The organism is Collinsella sp. LCP21S3_C7 (assembly GCF_052118485.1).
In the GTDB taxonomy this organism is placed as follows: Bacteria; Actinomycetota; Coriobacteriia; order Coriobacteriales; family Coriobacteriaceae; genus Collinsella.
The window spans coordinates 15,224-36,324 of sequence record NZ_JBQKHC010000020.1 but is presented as its reverse complement, the minus strand read 5'-3'; the positions used below and the strand labels follow the sequence as shown (position 1 = coordinate 36,324).

The 21,101-nt window shown below is 58.5% G+C and carries 19 protein-coding genes; 12 read left to right on the top strand and 7 right to left on the bottom strand.

Features of this window, described 5'->3' with window-relative positions:
- Positions 1–153: 153 nt before the first annotated feature.
- Entirely contained in the window at positions 154–624 is a 471-nt protein-coding gene (locus tag ACTQ1E_RS07565) for a hypothetical protein (RefSeq protein WP_441565642.1), read from the bottom strand.
- A gap of 274 nt (positions 625–898) precedes the next feature.
- On the opposite strand from ACTQ1E_RS07565, the gene ACTQ1E_RS07560 reads away from it, so the two are divergent.
- Positions 899–1,330: an Hsp20 family protein gene (locus tag ACTQ1E_RS07560; RefSeq protein ID WP_427728790.1), complete on the top strand. Its 432-nt coding sequence runs from the start codon at positions 899–901 to the stop codon at positions 1,328–1,330.
- Between the two features lie 80 nt (positions 1,331–1,410).
- On the opposite strand, the gene ACTQ1E_RS07555 is transcribed toward ACTQ1E_RS07560, so the two are convergent.
- On the bottom strand, positions 1,411–2,220 hold the full coding sequence (locus ACTQ1E_RS07555) for an MBL fold metallo-hydrolase (protein WP_154517751.1): 810 nt from the start codon (positions 2,218–2,220) through the stop codon (positions 1,411–1,413).
- Between the two features lie 48 nt (positions 2,221–2,268).
- Here ACTQ1E_RS07555 and tilS point away from each other — a divergent pair, with 48 nt between their 5' ends.
- The 5 genes from tilS to ACTQ1E_RS07530 all read left to right on the top strand — a co-directional run bounded on the left by tilS (position 2,269) and on the right by ACTQ1E_RS07530 (position 9,015).
- Positions 2,269–3,807 (top strand): tRNA lysidine(34) synthetase TilS, encoded by a 1,539-nt coding sequence (gene tilS / locus ACTQ1E_RS07550; protein WP_441565640.1) that lies wholly within the window; start codon positions 2,269–2,271, stop codon positions 3,805–3,807.
- Between the two features lie 148 nt (positions 3,808–3,955).
- Positions 3,956–4,504 (top strand): hypoxanthine phosphoribosyltransferase, encoded by a 549-nt coding sequence (gene hpt, locus ACTQ1E_RS07545; RefSeq protein WP_441565638.1) that lies wholly within the window; start codon positions 3,956–3,958, stop codon positions 4,502–4,504.
- A gap of 1 nt (position 4,505) precedes the next feature.
- Positions 4,506–6,653, top strand: coding sequence for an ATP-dependent zinc metalloprotease FtsH (gene ftsH / locus ACTQ1E_RS07540; protein ID WP_441049310.1), 2,148 nt, complete (start codon positions 4,506–4,508; stop codon positions 6,651–6,653).
- A gap of 190 nt (positions 6,654–6,843) precedes the next feature.
- Complete coding sequence (locus ACTQ1E_RS07535) at positions 6,844–8,028, top strand: pyridoxal phosphate-dependent aminotransferase (protein WP_441565636.1); 1,185 nt, start codon at positions 6,844–6,846, stop codon at positions 8,026–8,028.
- A gap of 165 nt (positions 8,029–8,193) precedes the next feature.
- Complete coding sequence (locus tag ACTQ1E_RS07530; protein ID WP_154517764.1) at positions 8,194–9,015, top strand: phosphatase; 822 nt, start codon at positions 8,194–8,196, stop codon at positions 9,013–9,015.
- A 63-nt stretch (positions 9,016–9,078) separates the two neighbouring features.
- Here the strand turns inward: ACTQ1E_RS07530 and rlmD are convergent, their stop codons facing one another.
- A complete protein-coding gene (gene rlmD, locus ACTQ1E_RS07525; RefSeq protein ID WP_441565634.1) occupies positions 9,079–10,527 on the bottom strand; it encodes a 23S rRNA (uracil(1939)-C(5))-methyltransferase RlmD in 1,449 nt (482 codons plus the stop codon).
- Positions 10,528–10,876: 349 nt separating this feature from the next.
- On the opposite strand from rlmD, the gene ACTQ1E_RS07520 reads away from it, so the two are divergent.
- The 4 genes from ACTQ1E_RS07520 to ACTQ1E_RS07505 all read left to right on the top strand — a co-directional run bounded on the left by ACTQ1E_RS07520 (position 10,877) and on the right by ACTQ1E_RS07505 (position 15,705).
- Positions 10,877–11,737 carry a transporter substrate-binding domain-containing protein gene (locus ACTQ1E_RS07520; protein WP_441565632.1) on the top strand — a complete coding sequence of 287 codons (861 nt, stop codon included), beginning with the start codon at positions 10,877–10,879 and terminating at the stop codon, positions 11,735–11,737.
- A 138-nt stretch (positions 11,738–11,875) separates the two neighbouring features.
- On the top strand, positions 11,876–12,529 hold the full coding sequence (locus ACTQ1E_RS07515) for an amino acid ABC transporter permease (protein ID WP_233502679.1): 654 nt from the start codon (positions 11,876–11,878) through the stop codon (positions 12,527–12,529).
- A gap of 53 nt (positions 12,530–12,582) precedes the next feature.
- Positions 12,583–13,332, top strand: a complete 750-nt coding sequence (locus ACTQ1E_RS07510) for an amino acid ABC transporter ATP-binding protein (protein WP_441548380.1) — start codon at positions 12,583–12,585, stop codon at positions 13,330–13,332.
- Between the two features lie 297 nt (positions 13,333–13,629).
- Positions 13,630–15,705, top strand: coding sequence for an elongation factor G (locus tag ACTQ1E_RS07505; protein WP_441565630.1), 2,076 nt, complete (start codon positions 13,630–13,632; stop codon positions 15,703–15,705).
- A 129-nt stretch (positions 15,706–15,834) separates the two neighbouring features.
- Here ACTQ1E_RS07505 and ACTQ1E_RS07500 read toward each other — a convergent pair whose 3' ends face one another.
- Positions 15,835–16,818 carry a DNA/RNA non-specific endonuclease gene (locus tag ACTQ1E_RS07500; RefSeq protein ID WP_441565628.1) on the bottom strand — a complete coding sequence of 328 codons (984 nt, stop codon included), beginning with the start codon at positions 16,816–16,818 and terminating at the stop codon, positions 15,835–15,837.
- 317 nt (positions 16,819–17,135) lie between these two features.
- On the opposite strand from ACTQ1E_RS07500, the gene ACTQ1E_RS07495 reads away from it, so the two are divergent.
- Positions 17,136–17,786, top strand: a complete 651-nt coding sequence (locus ACTQ1E_RS07495; protein WP_427795280.1) for an HAD family hydrolase — start codon at positions 17,136–17,138, stop codon at positions 17,784–17,786.
- On the opposite strand, the gene ACTQ1E_RS07490 is transcribed toward ACTQ1E_RS07495, so the two are convergent.
- Positions 17,783–18,022 carry a hypothetical protein gene (locus ACTQ1E_RS07490; protein ID WP_427795281.1) on the bottom strand — a complete coding sequence of 80 codons (240 nt, stop codon included), beginning with the start codon at positions 18,020–18,022 and terminating at the stop codon, positions 17,783–17,785. The genes ACTQ1E_RS07495 and ACTQ1E_RS07490 overlap by 4 nt on opposite strands.
- Positions 18,023–18,078: 56 nt before the next feature.
- Positions 18,079–18,957, bottom strand: coding sequence for a hypothetical protein (locus tag ACTQ1E_RS07485; RefSeq protein WP_441565626.1), 879 nt, complete (start codon positions 18,955–18,957; stop codon positions 18,079–18,081).
- 167 nt (positions 18,958–19,124) lie between these two features.
- Between ACTQ1E_RS07485 and ACTQ1E_RS07480 the strand changes: the two genes are divergently transcribed.
- A complete protein-coding gene (locus ACTQ1E_RS07480) occupies positions 19,125–19,775 on the top strand; it encodes an HAD family hydrolase (RefSeq protein ID WP_441565624.1) in 651 nt (216 codons plus the stop codon).
- Between the two features lie 113 nt (positions 19,776–19,888).
- Here the strand turns inward: ACTQ1E_RS07480 and ACTQ1E_RS07475 are convergent, their stop codons facing one another.
- The gene (locus ACTQ1E_RS07475) at positions 19,889–21,001 is read right to left on the bottom strand and encodes a LacI family DNA-binding transcriptional regulator (RefSeq protein ID WP_441565622.1); all 1,113 of its coding nucleotides are present in this window, start codon (positions 20,999–21,001) and stop codon (positions 19,889–19,891) included.
- Positions 21,002–21,101 lie beyond the last annotated feature (100 nt).

Genomic DNA, 21,101 nt, shown 5'->3' with positions numbered 1-21,101 from the left:
ATCTGCAGTGCGGCCCGAACCCCGTGAGGGCCGGCGCCTTTAGACGCGTGCCGGAAATCCAAGGGTTATACCCTAAGAGCAAACCACCCCTTTTAGGGGTGGTTTTGATTTGAGCGTTGTAAACTTAAAGCTCCTACGGCTTAATTGTCTTTTCTATTTGAAGAAAATAAAACGAATGACCAGTGCGATTGCCGCGATGGCAATGATCAAGAGCGCGATTTGGAGCCGGTGCTGTTTGCGTCGCCTGCTAGACGATATAAATATCGATTTTCCTTGCTTCGGCGTCTCTAAATAGCGGGCAGAATGCGTTAGGGTCTGCTTAGGGCGAGGCTCTCTTCGTTGTTGCTTAGCGGGTGTTTGGGCCTGCTCCTGGTTGCATGCGCTGTTTTTGGATAAGGGGGCATCTTTGAGATGCGCCGATTCGCTCGGTGCGACGCCCATATGTTTGCGACCTGATTGAGATTCTTCAAGGGTTTGATAACGATTGCGAGTTACATATTCAGGCTCTGTATCGTCAATAGGCTCTTGGGAAATATGGGGACGATGGTAGCGTATGGTCTGCGGATAGGTTGATTTATCGTTCTGCATCTGATCATACGAATTGTCGGAGGCTTGATCGTCCATGATGCCCTTAGGTTGTCATTAATATTGTGTATACGCTCATTGTAAGCCCCAGCTTTGTTTAGCTAGGGCACATTTGGTATTTAAGGCACGGTTCAAAGAACCTTGACCTCATTAAATCTTAGTCACACAGACTTAGATATGCTTATAGATAGAGACTCAAAAAACTTTATATCAAAATGTATATATAAGAAATGGATGGGCATATATTAAAGCGTCAAAAGAAGTCCCTGCCACCTAGAAGATGGCTCGGCAGTCCCTTAAAGGAGTGGTAGTCATGGCAAGCATGGTTCCTTATCGTTCGGTTTTTGGTGTTCGTCCCTCTGCTAGCTCGTTGTTCGATCTGTTTGATGATATGACCGATCTGGCAAACAACTCGATCGCCTCCAAGGCGTTTCCCGTTGATGTTGAGGACAAGGGCGACGGTTACGAGGTCAAGGCTTATTTGACCGGCGTCGCGAAGGACGACATCGACGTTGAGCTCAATGAGGGTCGTCTTTCCATTAGCGTGAATGTTGAGGAGAGCGAAGAGAACAAGGACAAGAACTACCTGCAGAAGGAGTTTTGCTCTTACAGCGCGACGCGCGGTGTGTACCTGAAGGATGCTTCGAGCGAGGGACTTTCTGCAAAGTATGCTGACGGCATCCTTACCGTTACGGTTCCTAAGATTGTCGAGAAGAAGAACGTTACGAAGATTTTCATCGACTAACGTTATCGGCTATTAACATCAGTGCCTGAGTTAAGGGGGCTGGGAAGCGATTCCCGGCCCCCTTTTCTATTTGAGACAGCCTACTGAATGGTCATGGGCCGATATTGCCCGGCGGGACGTATTGTGAGTTTATGTGGCCCCTCAACGCGGGTGGCGGTGCTACCAAGCTCGTTGTCGAGTGTTGCCCCAAGTGAGCTTGCGTAGCTTTTGACGGTAAGGCTTGGGCGATTGTTGTCTTGGCTAATGTGCATCGCGATAAGCTGCTCGGTGCGATCGGTTACCAGCGCGCGTGCGGCATCGGCGGCCTGATCGTTGGAGAGATGCCCTTTTGCAGACAGGATGCGCTCCTGAAGAAAGCGAGGATAGTCTCCTTGACGCAGCATGGCTACATCGTGGTTGCTTTCGAGCGCGAGAATGCGACAGTCCTTGAGCGTATCGATGGCATGCTTCGACAACTCGCCGGTGTCGGTGGCAAAGCCAACCGAATCACCCTGGGCATCAAAACGGTAGCCGACAGGATTGACGACGTCGTGCGATGTCGAATACGTTTGAATGTGGACCCCGGCAATAGAGAGGGCGTCACCTGGGTCGAATTCCTCAACAGACAGATGTGCGAGGCTTTCCTTTGATGCGAGCGTGCCTCTGCTGGAAAAGACCGGTCCGTTCCAATGTTTACACCACACCTCAAGCCCCTTAATGTGGTCGCTGTGCTCATGGGTGACAACAAGGGCGGACACGTCGTCTGCCGAAAGGCCGAGCTCAGCCATGCGTTTGAGTGTTTCGCGGCGGGACAGTCCGTCATCGACCATAATGAGCCCCTGCGGGCCCTCGATGAGTGCGCAGTTGCCTTTAGAGCCGCTGCCGAGGATATGAAGGTGCAGGCGAGACATAAGATTCCAAAGGATACAATGAGTGCTGACGAATAGAGGAGGAAGCGAATGCCAACGGTATCACAGCATTACGGACACCATGCCGTACCCGGGGCAGTCGATGAGACCCGGACGAGGCAGCAGGCTGCTCCTGTGGTGCTCATGGTATCAGGCGGTGCGGACTCGACGGCACTGCTTCTTATGGCGTGCACATCAAAGCTGGATATCCAAGATGGACGCGGCGTTGCCCCCATTGCTCGCGAGCGCCTACATGTGCTTCATGTAAACCATCACCTGCGAGGCAAGGCATCCGACGGCGACGAGGCCTTTGTGCGCGAGCTCTGCGCACAATACGGCTTACCGCTGTGCGTGGAGCACGCCTATTTTGATGGGGAGTCGGGCAATATCGAGGCGGCTGCGCGCGAGGTGCGTTATGCCGCGGCGCGAAGGTATGTTCGTGAGCTTTGTGCCAAGATGGGGACGCCGAGAACGGCGGCGCGCATCTGTACTGCCCATACCTCTTCAGACCGCGCGGAAACATTTTTGATGAACGCCATTAAGGGGTCGGGCCCTGCTGGGCTCTCGAGCATTCCCCGCCGAAGGAATATTGTGGTACGCCCCTTGCTCGACCTAACTCATGGCGAGCTTGTGGGCTATCTGCAGGTGCATGGTCAGCCGTGGCGCGAGGACGAGAGCAACGAAGATATCACGTATCTGCGAAACTACGTTCGCCACCGGGTAATGCCAGTGCTGGCGCAGCGTAATGCGAGCGTGTGCAAGACGATTGGCGCCGCCTGTGAGATTTTGGGTGATGAGGATGCGTTTCTATCCCAGTTGTCGGCACAGGCGTTTCGAAGCTGCCTGCGCAAAGAGGCAGCGGGCGCGCTGGTGCTTGATGCCAGACGCCTTGCTGCGGCCGAGGTGGTAATCGCGCGGCGCATCGTGCGACTGGCGATTAAACGCATCGATTCGGACGCTCGCCCAGAGATGCGCCATGTGGAGCGAGTCCTCTCCTGTGTTGCCGAGGGTGCGGGTTCGGTTACGCTTCCGGCGGGGATTGACGCACGTGTTGAGTTTGGCATGCTGGCGTTTAAGGCGCCGGCGGCTCGTGAGGGCTTGGTTGCGGACTGGATTACCATACCCGGCCGTATGTCGTTGGGCGGGGGACGTATGCTGGTCACAGAAGCGATAGCCGTTGAGCCGGGATGCGATATCGTGCGCCGCGCCCGTGAGTTTGCGGCTGCTGGGGAAGTGGCAGCTTTGGTGGACGCGGCCGCCCTGGGTTTTGCCAACAGCGATAGCGAGCGGATCTTGGCGGGCTCGCGCGGCGAGGTTCCTGCCGAGGGGCGATTGGCGCGCCTGTGGGTGGACGGTCCCGCACCGGGAGACGTGATGTGCCCGTTAGGCATGAGTGGCCGAAGCAAGAAGGTATCCGACTTGTTGTGCGAGGCTCGTATTCCCGTTTCCGAGCGCACCGGCGTTCCCATGGTAAGGACGGCACCGGGGGGTGTCGTGGTGTGGGTCGCCGGAGTTCGCGCGGACGAACGCTTTAAGTGCACGGCGGCGACGCGTGTGGCCTATCTGCTTCGCGTGGTTGACACGGATTAGCCCCTCGCACCAGTTTTTCTGTGCGGCGTTGACGGTATTCCCGCGCTGATGGTGCACGGGCTGGAAAATATACCCCGTGCGCTGCTAGAATGTGTAGTTCGCGTCCATACGGCGGTGTGTGGGCGATTAAGCACAAGAAAGGGTTGTCATGGCTTCTCAACATCCGGATATCGAGAAGGTTCTGTTTACGCAGGAGGATATCGACGGTATCGTCTCTCGCCTGGGCGAGGAGATTACGCGCGACTACGCGGGTAAGGATTTGGTGCTGATTGCGGTCTTGCGCGGCGCCGTGGTCTTTATGGGCGACCTGATGCGCAAGATCGAGCTGCCGACCAATATCGATTTCATGGCCGTTTCGAGCTATGGCGACGGTGTGAAGTCCTCGGGCATCGTGCGTATCATCAAAGACCTTGATATCGATATCCGCGGTCGTGACGTGCTGATCGTTGAAGACATTCTGGACTCGGGCCTGACGCTCAAGTATCTGATGAAGAACCTTGAGAGCCGCAAGCCCGCTTCTCTGGAGGTCGCCGCCTTCCTGTGGAAGGACGTTGAGGATCGCATCTCGGCCATTAGGCCCAAGTATGTTGGAACCCATTGCCCCGATGCCTTTGTGGTGGGCTACGGCCTCGACTATGCCGAGCGCTATCGTAACCTTCCGTATCTGGGCATTTTGAAACCGGAGGTTTATTCGTAAGATGCCCGACGACCGTAACGACTACAATTCCCAGACACCCCGGGACCCTAAGATTCCGGGGATGCCCGGAGGCAAGAAACCCACACGTACGGGCTGGCTGTATTTTCTTTTGGCTTGCGCACTTCTGGGCTATGCCTTCTTTAATATGGGCTCCGGCTTTGCCAGCTCCAGCAATACCGTTAAGCTCGCGACGAGCGAGATGGTGAGCGCTATCAAGCAGGATCGCGTCGAAGATCTGACCTATACGGTTCAGGACGGAAGTGTGACGGGTCATTACTGGAAGGCGAAAAAGGACAAGGGCGACACGAGTGAGCTCAAGAGCTTTTCCTCGACCTATGTCGGCTCCGATTCGCTTGCCGAGCTCATGGCGGAGCATCCCGACACTAAGTACATCGTCAACACCAACGACCCCGATTTTTGGGGCGACTTGGCGATGAGCGTACTGCCGACGATTGCCCTGATCGCCATCATGTTCTACTTTATGCGCCAGATGATGGGCGCCAATAATAGGAACATGCAGTTTGGCAAGACCAACGCCAAGACCAACGAGGCTACGCGTCCCAAGGTCAAGTTCGAAGACGTTGCCGGCGTGGACGAGGCTGTTGAGGAGCTCGAAGAGATTCGCGATTTCTTGAGCGATCCGGACCGTTATCGCAAGCTGGGTGCCAAGATCCCGCGCGGCGTTTTGCTGGTGGGCCCTCCGGGTACCGGTAAGACGCTACTGGCCAAGGCCGTTGCCGGAGAGGCCGGTGTCCCGTTCTTTAGCATCTCGGGCTCTGACTTTGTCGAGATGTTCGTGGGCGTCGGCGCCAGCCGCGTGCGCGACCTCTTTAAGGAGGCCAAGTCTCAGGCTCCGTCGATCATCTTCATTGACGAGATCGATGCCGTGGGACGTCAGCGCGGAGCCGGCCTGGGCGGCGGTCACGACGAGCGAGAGCAGACGCTCAACCAGCTGCTGGTCGAAATGGACGGTTTTGAGGAAAGCGAATCGGTCATCCTGATCGCCGCGACCAACCGCCCCGATATTCTGGATCCGGCATTGCTGCGCCCCGGTCGTTTTGACCGCCAGGTTACGGTCGACCGCCCGGATGTGAAGGGGCGCGAGCAGATTTTGCGCGTGCATGCCGAGAACAAGCCAATGGATGAGGACGTTAAGTTTGAGAAGCTCGCCCAGATGACCGTTGGCTTTACCGGTGCCGATCTGGCAAACCTGCTCAACGAGTCCGCACTGCTTGCCGCTCGCCGTCATCGCTCCGTGATCTCGATGGACGAGGTCGAAGAATCGATGGAGCGCGTGATTGCAGGACCGCAGCGCAAGGGGCGCGTGATGACCGAAGCCGAGCGCACCACGATTGCCTACCACGAGAGCGGTCATGCTCTGGTGGGTCACATCCTGGAGCACTCCGATCCGGTTCACAAGATTTCGATTGTCAGCCGCGGTCAGGCTCTGGGCTATACGCTGCAGCTTCCGCAGGAGGATCACTTCCTCAAGACCAAGAACGAGATGCTCGACGAGCTTGCCGTGTTCCTGGGCGGTCGCGTTGCCGAGGAGCTCATGTGCGATGACATTACATCGGGCGCGAGCAACGATCTGGAGCGCGCGACCAAGATGGCGCGCGAGATGGTTACGCGTTTGGGCATGAGCGAGGAGCTGGGCACGCAAGTGTTTGGCGAGGCGCAGCATCAGGTGTTCCTTGGTCGCGATTATGCCGATCACCAGGATTACTCCGAGGAGACGGCGCGCCGCATCGATATCGAGGTTCAGCGCATCATGCGTGAGGCCCATCGCCGTGCTGTTGAGATTTTGGATGCCCGTCGCGATCAGCTCGATCTGATGGCGAAGGTGCTGCTTGAGCGCGAGACCGTCGAAGGCGACGCCGTGAACGCCCTGCTCGACAACGACTGGGATGCCTACCTTGAGCGCGAGGGCGACATTCTGGCAGCCAAGGAGGAGCGCAACGCCAAGGCGGGCGGCGTGCCGACCAAAAAGCGCACGCCTCGTATGAGCGAGGAGGAGCTGGCAGCTGATGCCGCAGCTTTTGCGCAGGCGGCCATGCAGGAAGATGCCGAAGTCGCATCCGATAGCGCTGACGATGTCGAGGCTGCTGACACAAAAAAGGCCGATGGCGACACCGAGGCCGACGAGTAGTCTTTGTCGCGAGAGCCTCCGCGGGGAAAACCTGCGGAGGCTTTTTCTTTTGAGCGATATGGGGCCATCTGTTGATTGGGGACAGACTTAAATGAGCGTTTTCACGCATTTAAGTCTGTCCCCAATTAACATTGCTGCGGTACTTTGCTTGACTAAAGCGTACAATACCGCCTATGCGAAAGGGGAACAGATGATCAACGAAACCATGTTTGCTCGCGGCGCGGAAAGCTCTATCATCCGCGAGATCTTTAGCTATGGACTTGAACGCAAGGCACAGATCGGTGCGGAGAACGTATTCGATTTTTCGCTGGGCAACCCGAGTGTTCCGGCGCCCGCTGCCGTGGCGGAGTCCATCAAAAAGGCCTTGGAGCTGCCGAGCGACCAACTGCACGGATACACGCCCGCACCAGGCCTGCCGCAATGTCGTGTCGCTGTGGCCGAGTCGCTCAACCGTCGTTTTGGCACGAGCTATGAGGGTAAAGATGTCTTTATGACCGTGGGTGCGGCGGCTTCGCTCACCTGCACGCTCAACGCTGTTACCAATCCCGGTGACGAGGTCATTGTTATCGCCCCGTACTTTCCGGAGTATCGCGTGTGGATTGAGAAGGCCGGCTGTACGTGTGTCGAGGCACCCGCCGATGAAGACACGTTTCAGTTGAGTGTGGGCAACGTGCTCAAGGCGATTACTGATAAGACGGCGGCCGTCATTATCGACTCGCCCAACAACCCGACCGGTGCCGTATATACGCGCGACACGCTGACGCGACTGGCCAATGTTCTGCGCGAGGTCAATGCCAAGCGTGATCCCGAGAATCCGATTATGCTCATCTCGGATGAGCCGTACCGCGAGATCGTGTACGGTGCCGAGGTGCCCTGGGTACCCTCGATCTACGAGAACACCGTCGTGTGCTATTCGTATTCCAAGTCGCTGTCGCTGCCGGGTGAGCGCGTGGGCTGGATCTTGGTTCCCAACACCAATCCGCAGGCTGCTCGCCTTATGCCGGCCGTCGCCGGTGCCGCCCGTACACTGGGTTTTGTGTGCGCACCGGCGCTCTTCCAGCGCGTGATTATCGATTGCATCGATGAGCCGAGTGATGTCGAAGCCTATGCTCGCAACCGAACGGCGCTCACCGACGCATTGGCGGAGTACGGCTACACCTACGTTGAGCCGGACGGCGCTTTCTATCTGTGGGTGAAGGCGCTCGAGCCCGACGCAAACGCTTTTTGCGAGCGTGCAATGAAGTACGAGTTGCTCGCGGTGCCTTCGGATAGCTTTGGCATGCCGGGTTGGTTCCGCTTGGGTTATTGCGTGAGTTACGAAACGATTATCAATTCGCTACCCGCTTGGAAACAGTTGGCGGACGAGTATCGTTAAAAGCAGAGCGCTCTGCCTACAATGTTTTACGTGAAACGGGGTTTGGTGTTAAACCGGACCCCGTTGTCATGGACGTTGTGTCTTTGGGATGGAGCGGTTTTACGACTATCGAAGGCTATGCGTACAATGAATATACGCGACGGCCATACCGGATAAGGAGACCTGATGCCCTACCTGCTTTCCTGTGACATTCATACCCATACGATGTTCTCTGCGCATGCATATTCGACCATTGAGGAGAATGTGTACTGGGCGGCAGAGCGTGGCCTGCAGGTGCTTGGATCTGCCGACCATCTGAGCTCTATGGTTACGGCTTGCCCCAATGACCTGCGCAGTTACCAGTTCTTTATCAACCAGGATATATGGCCGCGCATTTGGAGCGGCGTGTTGGTGCTGCGTGGCGCCGAGGCCGATATCGTTTCGCTGGACGGAAGCCTGTTTGGCGAGGACACTCCTGTCACGCTCGATATTGCCGGCGATTCGTACAGCCGTCAGCATTCGCTGTTCGATCGGGTTACGCGTAATTTGGATTATTTGGTTGCAAGCGTGCATAATCCGCAGTTCGCTGAAGGCGCGACGCTGGCCCAGACGACCGAGATGTATATCAATGCTCTAGAGCACCCCAAGGTGTTTATGCTGGGGCATACGGGTCGCTCGGGCGTGCCGTTCGATATCGACGAGGTGTTGCTTGCTGCTAAGGCTAAGCACAAGATCATCGAGATCAACAATCACAGTCTTGAGCATGGCGCGGATGCCGAGCATTGGGACGTGTGCCGCAAGATTGCCGAGCGGTGCGCCGAGCTGGGCGTGGGGATTGGCGTCTCGACCGATGCGCACATTGGTATGGCAATTGGTAAGCTCGACCAAGCGCGCAAGATGCTCGACGAGATTCACTTTCCGCTGGATTTGATCGTGACGCGCGACCGCGAGACGCTACTGCGCGAGATGGCGGCAGCCGGCGTGTGTGACCTGCGCAAGAGGATGTAGCGGAGTTCATAAACCAAGTAAGGGGGCGGCCCAGACGGGTCGCCCCCTTCTTGTACCGGTGGATTAGCGGCGCTCGAGGACCGCTACAGTTTCGGTGTGGTCGGTATGGGGGAACATGTCGACGGGCGTGATCTTGAGCAGGCGATAGCCACCGTCGAGGAGCTGGTGCAGGTCACGCTCTTGGGTCACAGGGTTGCAGCTGATATAGGTGATGCGGCGAGGTCTAAGCGCGCAGGCGGCTTCGAGGAACTCGGGGGTAGAGCCGGCACGCGGCGGATCGATGGAAAGGACGTCGATGCGCTCGTTGTTGTCGGCGGCATCTAGGATGTAGTCGGTGGCATCGTCGGCCATAAACCAGGCGCTGCGGGTAAGACCGTTGAGCTCGGCGTTGCGGCGTGCGTCGGCAATGCCCGCCGGGTTGCGCTCCACGCCAAGTAACATGATGCCGATGCCCTTGTTCTGAGCTTCTTTAGCTGCGCAAAGACCGATGGTGCCGCTGCCGCAGTAGGCATCCATGAGAACATCGCCCTGGTGCAGATCCATACCGTCGATAGCGAGCTGGTAGAGCAGCTCGGTCTGCTGCGGGTTGGTCTGGTAGAACGCGGTGGGGGAGATATCGAACTCGCAGACGAGTAGCTGGTCGCGCATGCATTCAGCGCCATACACGATGTGGGTTTCCTCACCCAGGATGGCGTTGCCAGGGCGTCCGTTGATGTTTTGGGCGACGGTGACGATACGCGGATCGAGTGCGGCGATGGCCTCAAAGAATTCCTGCGCATGCGGCAGGTCGCGCTGGGCGGTAACGAGGGTGATCATGATCTGGTCGGTGCGCCAGCCGCAGCGAACGACGGCATAGCGAAGCAGGCCCAGATGCTTGTCCTCGTTAAAGGCGGGAATGTGCAGGCGCTCGGCCTCACGCGCAATGCCGTTAAGAATCTGACGGGCTCCCGGCGCCTCGACGGGGCATTCGGGAACAGCGACGATTCTGTGCGTGCCGCGCTCAAAAAAGCCGCAGCGGACAGCGCCCCCTTTGCCGGGGGCAAAGGGAGTGGCGGCCTTATGGCGAAAACCACGCGGCGCAGGATATTTGCCCGGGTCGCCCAGAGTAACGTCCATACCGCGAATGGGATCGACGGTTATGCCCTCACGCTCGCAAAGAGCAGCAAAAAGTTCACCCATAGCAGCCTGCTTGGTCGCCAGCTGCTTCTTATAAGGCCTGTTGAGCGCCGTGCATCCACCGCAAGCTTTCATGATGGAACAAGGCGACTTGGGATCAACGGCCTTATGAGCGGACCGGGACGACTCATTATGCGAGCGCTTGGAACGAGTCTGAGGCGCCTTATCCTCGCTCCGACGAGGGCTGGGACGCTTGGTCTTAGCCTTGCCCTTGGCCGACTTACCCTTCGTGTCCTGAGACGACTTGGATTTCTTAGAAGATTTTTTCTCCTCCGACCCCTCAGCCGCCTCGATCAAAGCACGACGAGCCTTACGCTCCGCACGAGATTCTGCCATGAAGTAACCCCACTAATTTATAAATTGAAATCTGAAAGCATTGTACCGTGCCAAGCTAGCAGACGATATACAAGCGTCCACTTCACGTTAGTGATAAGTCCAACGACGTTTGCCCGGCGCGGGCGGGGAGCGGCGCGTAATTAAGTTTATCGCGAGTTCCGCACGCAAAGGAAAGCACTTAATGTGCTTTCCGTCTTGCGCAGGACTGTAGAGCAGGAAACTTAATTACGCGCCGCTCCCCGCCCGCGCCGGGCAACTTCTCCCTTGTACTCTATCAAGGTAAAGTGTATGATTCTGGGCGTTACATGAATCACTTTACTTAACTAAAGTGCCATCAAGGGGGAATACCATGAATACCGATATGTCTCGTCGTCAGTTTGTTGGTCTAGCCGGCTCGCTCGCCACGGTGCTTGGCCTTGGTCTTGTCGGCTGCGGCGGTGGTGCCGACAAGGGTTCCACTGCCGGCTCTGCTGCGGCAAAGGACGCCAAGGGCGCTGTGGAGTCTAAGAAGCTCGTGGTGGGCTTTGACAAGTCCTATCCTCCGTATGGCTTTGTGGGCGACGATGGCGAGTACACCGGCTTTGATCTCGATTTGGCCAAGGCAGTTGCCGATAAGCAGGGCTGGGAGGTCAAGTACGAGGCCATCGACTGGGACGCCAAGGATACGCTGCTCAACTCGGGCGCCATCAACTGCATCTGGAACGGCTTTACCATGGAGGGCCGCGAGGACGACTACACGTTCTCCGAGCCGTACATGCTCAATGAGCAGGTGCTGGTGGTCAAGAAGGATGCGGGCATCAAGAGTTGGGACGACCTTGCCGGCAAGACCGTGATTACCCAGACCGATTCTGCCGCACAGGATGTGCTAGAGGGTGACCAGAAGGATCTGGCGGCGACGTTTGCCACGCTCGATACCATCGGCGAGTACAACACGGCTTTTATGCAGCTCGAGAGCGGCGCGGTCGATGCGGTGGCTTGCGACCTTTCGATCGCCCAGTATCAGCTTGCCGCCAAGCCCGATGCCTATACGCAACTTGAAAAACCGCTGTCCAGCGAGCACTACGCCGTTGGCTTTAAGAAGGGTGATACTAAGTCGGCCGACGCCGTGACCGAGTCGCTCAAGGCGCTCTATGAGGACGGTACAGTCAAGGACCTGTGCGACAAGTATGCGAGCTACGGTCTATCCTTCGACAACTGTGTTTTGAAATAGCCACAGCACCCAACCTTGCGGCTCCAACCCTCCTCGCGTACCAAAGTACGCTTCGTCGGGCTTGTCGCTCGCAATCTTGGGCACTGTGCCTATTTCAATTAACACCTGCTGTTCTGTTGCTGTGAAAGAGAGCTTGGGTTGTCTATTCAGGTCATGATGCAGATGCTTGGCCAGGGTTTCTTGGTCAGTTTGCAGTTGTTTGTGCTCACGCTGTTGGGCTCGATTCCCTTGGGAATTCCCGTGGCGTTTATGCGTATGAGCAAAATCGCGCCGCTGCGTTGGATTGCGCGCATCTACATTTCGGTCATGCGCGGTACGCCGCTCATGCTGCAGATGTTTGCCATCTACTTTGCTCCGTATTACGTCTTTGGTATTTCGCTCACGCCCGATTCCAAGTGGACAGCGTGCGTCGTGGCATTCATCATCAACTATGCCGGCTACTTTGCCGAGATCTATCGCTCGGGTTTGCAGTCTATCCCGCGTGGTCAATATGAGGCCGCCGAGGTGCTGGGTTACTCACGCCTGCAGACGTTTTTGTACATTGTGATGCCGCAGGTCGCCAAGCGCATTTTGCCGGCGATGGGCAACGAAATCATCACGCTGGTCAAGGACACGTCGCTGGCGTTTGCCATCGGCGTGGGGGAGATGTTCTCGACGGCCAAGGCACTGGTTGCCTCTCAAGTGAGCATGGTGCCGTTTGCGATTGCGGCACTGATCTACTGGGTCTTTAACTTTGTGGTCGAGATGCTGCTGGGCGCCGCCGAAAAGCGACTTGACTACTACCACGACTAGCCTGTTCCGTCGTGCTTTTCAAACACATGGAGGTTCCCGTGTCCGGAACGGTAATGAATATAACGAGCGCGCGCAAGGCGTTTGGTGGCAATGAGGTGCTCAAGGATATCTCGCTCGAGGTAAAGCGCGGCGAGGTCGTGGCGATTATCGGACCTTCGGGCGGCGGTAAGTCAACGCTGTTGCGCTGCGCCACGCTGCTCGAGACGCTTGACGGCGGCTCGCTTTCGTTTGGTGATCTAGCCGTTGCGACGGATGCGGGATCGGGTACGGTGTATGCGAAAGGCGATGTGCCCAAGCAGGCGCGCTCGCGCTTTGGCCTGGTGTTTCAGAACTACAATTTGTTCCCGCATTATACCGTGATGAAAAACATTACCGACGCTCCGATCCGCGTGCTCAAGCGCCCGCGCGGGCAGGTCGAAGCACGTGCGCGTGAGTTGATCGCGCAGATGGGGCTTAAGGGCAACGAGAACAAGGTGCCATGCGAGCTTTCGGGCGGTCAGCAGCAACGTGTGAGTATTGCGCGCGCCTTGGCGCTCGATCCAGAGATCTTGTTCTTCGATGAGCCGACCTCGGCACTCGATCCCGAGCTAACGGCCGAGGTGCTGCGTGTCATTAAAGACCTTGCCGCGCAGAATATGACGATGGTGATCGTGACCCATGCGATGCAGTTTGCGCGCGATGTTGCCGATCGCGTGGTCTTTATGGACGGCGGTCGCATTGTCGAGGAGGGTCCTGCCGAGCAGGTTATCGGTCATCCGCGCGAACGGCGCACACGCGAGTTCCTGAGCCGTATCGAGGGATAGGCTCAAGTAGACATTGAGGCGAAACCGCTGCAGGTCTTATGGCCTGCGGCGATTTTTATTTGCGCCTATGGGGCTTAATAACCGCCTCAGGCGTTTGCCCCCTCCTCTCGCCGCCCGTATTCATACGTGCGCCGAAAGGTGTGCATGGACAGTCGCCCGCGAGGGTAGGGTGGTGGCATAGGACATTTGGAGGGTGAGCCGGATCGGCTGCCGACCATGCTGCTCCCGGGACGACATCGACCGCGAACTCTCCCCGTTGGCGTCGCGCATTGCGCGCGGCCCTGCAAGGAGGTCATCATGGGTGCTCCCAAGACCGGTAATGTAAGGAACGTGGTGCTCGTAGGCCAAGGTGGGGTGGGCAAGACTTCACTCGCCGAGGCCATGCTCCACCTTTCCGGCAAGACCGCCCGCCTGGGCGGCCACGACGGCACCAAGCCCACGCTCGACTATGACCCCGAAGAGGTCAAGCGTGCGTTTTCCATCTCGACGACCATTGCGCCGATCGACTGGAAGGGTGCGCGCATCAATGTGCTCGATGCCCCGTGCTACCCCGATTTTATCGGCGACGCCTTTGCCGCGATGAGCGTCTGCGAGACGGCTCTGTTTGTGGTCGACGCCGAGGCCGGCCCGCAGCCTACGACGGTTAAGCTCTGGTATGCCGCCGAGGACCTGCGTCTGGCGCGTGCGGTGTTCGTAAACCGCCTGTCGCGCTCCGAGGCCAGCTTTGCGACCACGATGGACCTGCTGCAGGAGCGCTTTGGCACGCGCCTGGGCGCCGTGACCCTTCCCTGGGGCGAGGGCGAGGACTTTGACGGTATCATTGACCTGGTGCGCATGAAGGCGCGCCATTGCAACGGCGCCGAAGCCGTTGAGTCGGAGATTCCCGAGGAGTATCGTGCCCAGGCCGAGGAGGCCCATGACCATCTGTGCGAGCTGGTGTCCGAGGCTGACGACGAACTGATGATGAAGTACTTGGAAGGCGAGGAGACGCTGACGCAGGAGGAGCTTGAAGGCCTGCTGTCGAAGGCGATCGCCGAGCGCATCTTTGTGCCGGTCTTTGCGGGCGATTGCATTAAGGAGCAGGGCGTCAACACGCTGATGGACGACATCGCCACGTACTTCCCGGCGCCGACGGACTACGGCGAGATGCCGCTCATCGACGGTGATTCGCTCAAGATTTCGAGCGATGATGACCGCCCGGTGGCGTTTGTGTTTAAGACCCTGGCCGATCCTCAGCAGGGTCGCATCAGCTTCATCAAGGTGCTGACGGGCACGCTTGAGCCGGGCCTTGAGCTGATCAACGCGCGCACCCGCAAGAGCGATCGTCTGGCTCACCTGTATGTGATGTGCGGCCGCGACATGACCGAGGTCGGTCACGCCTATGCCGGCGATATCATCGTGGCACCCAAGCTGGCGGCCGAGACGGGCGATACGCTCTCGATTACCGGCAAGGTCGAGGCTGCGGCGTTTAAGTTCCCCAACTCGCAGTACCGCATCGCCATCGAGGCCGAGAATCGCGGCGACGAAGAGAAGCTCTACACGTTTATCGAGAAGGCATGCAAGGCCGATCCGACCATGAGCATCGACCGCGACGAGGAGACCGGCCAGACCATCATTTCGGCGGTGGGCGAGGCGCAGGTTTCGGTCCTGCTCAATCGTCTTGAGGACCGTACCAAGGTCGCGGCCAAGAGCGTGCCGATTCGCATCCCGTATCGCGAGACCATTCGCCGCACGGCAACTGCCCAGGGCCGCCACAAGAAGCAGACCGGCGGCGCCGGACAGTATGGTGACTGCTGGCTGCGCGTAGAGCCGCTCATTGGGCCCGACGGTACGAGCGACGGCTATGAGTTTGTGGACGAGGTCGTAGGCGGCCGCATTCCGCGCTCGCTGATCCCTGCCGTGGACAAGGGCGTTCAGGAGACCATGAAGGACGGCATCATTGCCGGCTACCCGCTTACGGGCATTCGCGTGGCTGTGTACGACGGGTCGTATCACAGCGTCGACTCCAACGAGATGGCGTTCCGCGCGGCGGCTCGCATCGGCCTGCGCAAGGCATGCGCCGACGCCGACCCGGTGGTGCTGGAGCCCATCGAGGAAATCACGGTGACTATTCCCGAGAGCTACGCCGGCGCCGTGATGGGCGACATCTCGGCCTCGCGCGGTCGCGTGACGGGTATGGAGACCGATGAGCGCGGAGACACCGTGGTCATCGCTCAGGCGCCTCTCGCCGAGCTGACGGATTACTCGACGCGTCTGCGCTCCATCACGCGCGGCACGGGCGACTTTACCATGAAGCCTGCGGGCTATGAGCAGGTGCCTTATGACGTTCAGGCCAAGCTGGTCGAGCGCTATGAGGAGGGCCGTGCCAAGTAGCGTTGGGCGTTGCCTGTAACATACATGCCGATGCAAGGGCCGCTCTGGCCAATCCAGGGCGGCCCTTTTTGATCCCTGGGGGATGGAGGAAAACGGTTCATTTTAAGTTTTGGGGCAGCTTGGCCGGCCCTAGTCTCCCGAGGCCTGATTGCGGCCGGTAGCGTAGTCGATCTGCACATGCGGCTGCAGGTTGTAGCAGTACACGTGGAAGCACAGGGTCTTGCCGTGGTCCTCGACCGATTGCGCCTCAAGACGCACGCCACGGCAGACGAGTTCCTCTTCGTTGTACATGGGCGTGACACGGTAGAGCACATGGTTGCCCGTCTCGCGGATGTAGCCGAGAATCTGCTCCTCAAATGGCAGCATACCCGTTTCGTTGAGATAACGCGTGCCGGTGAGGAGATTCTTGCGGTTGGCGTTTTCGCCGCAGAGCGACCAGGCGATGAGGTGACAGCGGTTGTAGAGGCTCTGGCCCGGAATAAAGTCGTAGCGCTGCTGGCGCCATCCGGCGGGATGGATACGCGAGATATCGCCGCGCTCGCCTTGACCGAGCGATTCGGGGCCCACGCAAGCGAGCGCTTTGCGGGTGCGGCCCAGGCTGTCGAGCTTGGAGAACTTCTTAAAGCAACCTTCTTCTGTAGCGCGCTCGTATTCATCGAGCGTGAATGATGGTGTGCCCAACGGGTGCGTGCTGTCGGCTCGCAGGGCAACATAGGGGTTGCCCGCGTAGTCAGGAATGCTGCTGAGGTATACGCCGCGGGCGCGGTCGAGATTGGGGTTTTCGACCTCGTCGATGGGGGTGGCGGCGCTGTCCGCGGAAGCGTCATCACCGGTGTCGGGTGCGGCGGAATGTGGCTTGTCGCTAGAGTTCGGGCTGTTTTGGGAGTCTGTGGAGTTTGCCGTTCCCGATTCGAGTCGGGCAACCAGGTCTGCCTCGTCGTCGGTGCGGCTGGGACTCTCGTCTTGCTTCTCGGCCAGAGCCGCCGCCTGCTCATCACTTTGCGGCGAGAGCAGTCTGGGCGCCCCGTCGAGCGATCCCGTAAACAGCGCAAACCCCAGCACCACAGCGGTGCCGATAGAAAGTGCTTGCTTATAGGCGGACTTGCGCGACATGGTGACTCCTGGACGGACGGTTGGGAGTCTACCAGTCTAGCAGGAGCCGCCGAGGGCCGTTCTATCGAACAAATACTTAAGATTTGGGACAAACGCTACGGATTCATTTGCCTCATATGGAGCTGCGGCGGTTGTGAATGTGGGGCTATTCGGCGTTTCCCCAGATAAAACCTGCCAAAATAAACCTGTCCCTTTTTGGCAGGCTGCGTCATAAAGCTCCTGTCTATGTAACAAAGGTACAATATGATATATACGTTATATACAAGCTTGTAACTCGCAGCAGATTTGCGGTAACGCAAGCCGATGAAGGGGTCGATATGATCAAGGCTGTTATTTTTGACATGGATGGAACGCTGATCGATACCGAGCGTTTGGACATGAGGGCATGGAAGGTGGGCGCGGCCGAGCTGGGGATCGCGATTGATGATGCGTTAATCCATCAGTTTATCGGCCGTTCGAATGCCGATGTTAAGGACATCCTTGAGGCGCATTACGGCAAGGGCGAAACCGCCGACGCGATTTTTGCCCGCAACATTGAGCTACACAGCGAGATGGCCAAGACCGACCTGGAGCTTAAGGCCGGCGCCGCCGAGTGCCTCGACGAGCTGCTGGCTGCGGGCTATCACGTGGGCCTTGCGACGTCGTCACGCCGCGTCGCGGCCGAGCGCAATCTTAAGACGGTCGGCCTCTTTGACAAGTTTGAGACGGTGACCTGCGGCGAGGACGTCGTGCACGGCAAGCCCGACCCCGAGATGTATCTGCTTGCCTGCGAGCGCGCGGGCTTTGCCCCCGAGGAATGCGCTGTGGTCGAGGATTCGCGCAACGGCTGCGTCTCGGGTATTACGGCCGGCTGCCATGTCTTTGCCGTCCCCGACATTGTGCCGCTGCCGCAGAATGTGGTGGATGGCTGCGAGGCCGTGCTCGATACGCTGTTCGACCTGACGGCGGCGGTCAAGGCCGTGCGCTAAAGGTATGCGCCGAGATCGATGACGGTGGCTTCGGAGTGGCCGCTTGCCTGGGTGCCGGCGCGCTCGGCGATCTGGGCGCCGATGCCGTGGCCGTCGGCTGCGGCATTCCGCTCTCCGGCGTCAATGATCTCAATTTTGATATCGGGATACAGGGCGAGGGCCTTGTGGATGCCAAGTATGCGCAGGGCGAGCTGCATGAATGCCGCCCTGTCCGCAACGGTGATTTGGCGTGGCACCCTTCGCGTTTCCCCAGATAAAACCTGCCAAAATAAACCTGTCCCTTTTTGGCAGGTTACTGATTCATGTTGCCGTGGATGTAGGGGGTGACCTCGGGGGAGATGTGGCCGCAGCCCAGCTCGCGCAGCGCGGACTCGATGGCGGCGGGCAGCGGGGTCTTGCCCTCGGCATTGACGGTAGCACCGCCGAGGGCGGCAATCTTGGCGACATCTGCGGGAACGGCTTCGATATGCATGCAGCCGCCGACCAAGCGCGCGCGTACCTGCGCCAGACCAAGATCGTGCAGGTAGTCCTCGCAGGCGCGGATTAAATCGACCTTCTCGTGCGTAAGCTCCTCGCCTGTGGGGACGCGCGTGGCAAGACAGGCTCCCGCCGGCAGGCTCCAAACGGGATAGCCCCATGCGCGCAACAGCTCGCGCTCTTCGTCCTTGGTAAAGCCGACCTCCATAAGAGGGGAGCGTACGCCGAGTTCTTTGGCAGCGCGCATGCCGGGACGGTAATCACCGCGATCGCTTGCATTGCTGCCATCGATGACGATGGGAAAGCCGAGCGACTTAGCGTGGTTGACGATGGCGGTAAAGCCGGCGTGCTTGCAGTGGTAGCAACGGTTGGCGTCGTTGCAGGCTACTTGGGGGAGCTGCAGCTGATCGACCGAAAGATTGAGCACGGGGAGCTTAAAATGCGGTCCCTCATTGGTTTGCCTGTCAACGGATCGCTCAAACGAGGTTTGTTCGGGCGTGCCGATGAGCGGCGTGGTGAGGTGAACGAGAAGCGTGCTGGCAGGCATGATGCGGGCGCAGACCGCGGCCAAAAAGCTGCTGTCGACGCCACCGGAAAAGCCGATGGCGACGCGTCCGTATGCCAATAGCAGCTGCTCGAGCGCTGCGAGTTTGTCCTGAAGCTCCTTTGCAGGTGCGGTAGTGTCTGAAAGCATAAAACAATCCTTACCATTGAGTACTCGGTCGAAAACTATAATCCTATCGGACTGCTCGTCATATGACTTCTGCCTATGTAACGATAGTGCAATATGCTACATACGTTATATACAAGTTTGTAAAGTAAGCTAGAGTGGCCGTAATGCAATCCGGTGAGGGGACCGATATGATCAAGACTGTAATTTTTGACATGGACGGAACGCTGGTCGATACCGAGCGTTTGGGCATCAAGGCATGGAAGGCGGGCGCTGCCGAGCTGGGGGTCGCGATTGATGATGCGCTGATCCATCAGTTTATCGGCCGCACACTGCCCGATGTCATGGACATCCTTGATAAGCATTACGGCAGCCATGAAACCACCGAGGCGATCTATGTTCGCCACAAGGAGATTCGCGACGAGATGGTCAAGACCGATTTGGAGCTTAAGGCCGGCGCCGCCGAGTGCATAGGCGAGCTGCTGGCTGCGGGCTATCACGTGGGTCTAGCGACGTCGTCGCGCCTCGCTACGGCCGAGCGCAACCTTAAGATGGTCGGTCTTTTTGACAAGTTTGAGACGGTGACCTGCGGCGAGGACGTCGTGCACGGCAAGCCCGACCCCGAGATGTATCTGCTCGCTTGCGAGCGCGCGGGCTTTGCTCCCGAGGAATGCGCTGTGGTCGAGGATTCGCGCAACGGCTGCGTCTCTGGCATCACGGCCGGCTGCCATGTCTTTGCCGTCCCCGACATCGTGCCGCTGCCGCAGAATGTGGTGGATGGCTGCGTGGCCGTGCTCGATACGCTGTTCGACCTTACGGCGGCGGTCAAGGCCGTGCGCTAGACAGCTGCGGCGTTGAAACGGGCAATTGCCCACATTTACGCTTAAGCATAAGGGGTCCGGCAATGGCCGGGCCTCTTTTGCTTAAGCTGCGTTTTGGCATACTGGTCGACGTGCTATAGATACGCGCCCAGGTTGATGGCGGTGGCTTCGGCTTGGCTGCTTGCCTGGGTGCTGGCGCGCTCTAAGAGGAACGGCCGCACGAGTTCCTGACGGTTGATGTCCTCGGCGGCTGTGACCTCGGTGACGGTGCGTGCGGCGGAGCCGATACGGACGCGTTTGGTTTTTGTCGGCGCCTTGTTCTCGATTTGCTCCACGAGCAGCTGCACGCCCTTGCGGCCAATTTCGTAACCCGGCGGTGCCACTGTGGTGAGAGGGACCGACCCGCTCCATGCAAGCGGGTTGCCGTCGCAGCCGGCCACGCGAACTTGCTTGGGGACGGAGATGCCTTTGTCGATCAACGCCGAGATAACACCCGAGGCCAATACGTCGGTTAGGCCGATGACAAAATCCGGACGCTCGTCAGCAGAGCGCTCGGCAATCTGGGCGCCGATGCCGTAACCGTCGGCAGCGGTATTCCATTCTCCGGCGTCAATGACCTCAATTTTGATATCGGGATGAAGGGCGAGGGTCTTGTGAATGCCAAGCACGCGCAGGGTGAGCTGCATAAATGCCGCTCTGCCCACAACGGTGATATGGCGTGCGCCGCGGGCAATGGCGAGCTCGGCGATAATGCGCCCCTGTGCCTCGTTGTCGGCGGCCACGTAGTAACCGGGCTCGGAACAGTGGATGTCCAGATGGACAATCGGCACGGGCATCTTGGTAATGGCGGGGTGCCAATCGGGGGATGCCATGGGCTGAACCATGACGCCGGACATCTGCGTGCCCATAAAGTAGCGCAGGTAATGGTCTTCGAGAATATCGTCGTTATCGGCGTTGGCGATAAGCAGGTCGTAACCGTGCTTGCGGGCCTCGTTATGGGCACCGCTGGCAATTTGGAGCGAGAAGCCGTGGTCGAGACGGGGGAGGACCAGGCCAAAGGACTTGGTGGTGCCTCCTGCGAGCTGGCGGGCGCTTTGGTTGGGCAGGTAGCCAAGGCGATTGATGGTCTCGTTGATGATTTTGAGGGTCTCGGGGCGCAGCTTTTCGGGATGGTTGAGCGCGTTGGATACCGTGCCCAGCGAGACCCCTGCCTCGCGTGCGACGTCGCTGATTTTTACCTTTGCCATAGCGGCCCCTTTGATGCGTTTCAAGTACAAGCTAGATTGTAGCATCGCCCGTCCCTAGGGTGTCAAAACCTGCCAATTAGGGACAGGTTTATTTTGGCAG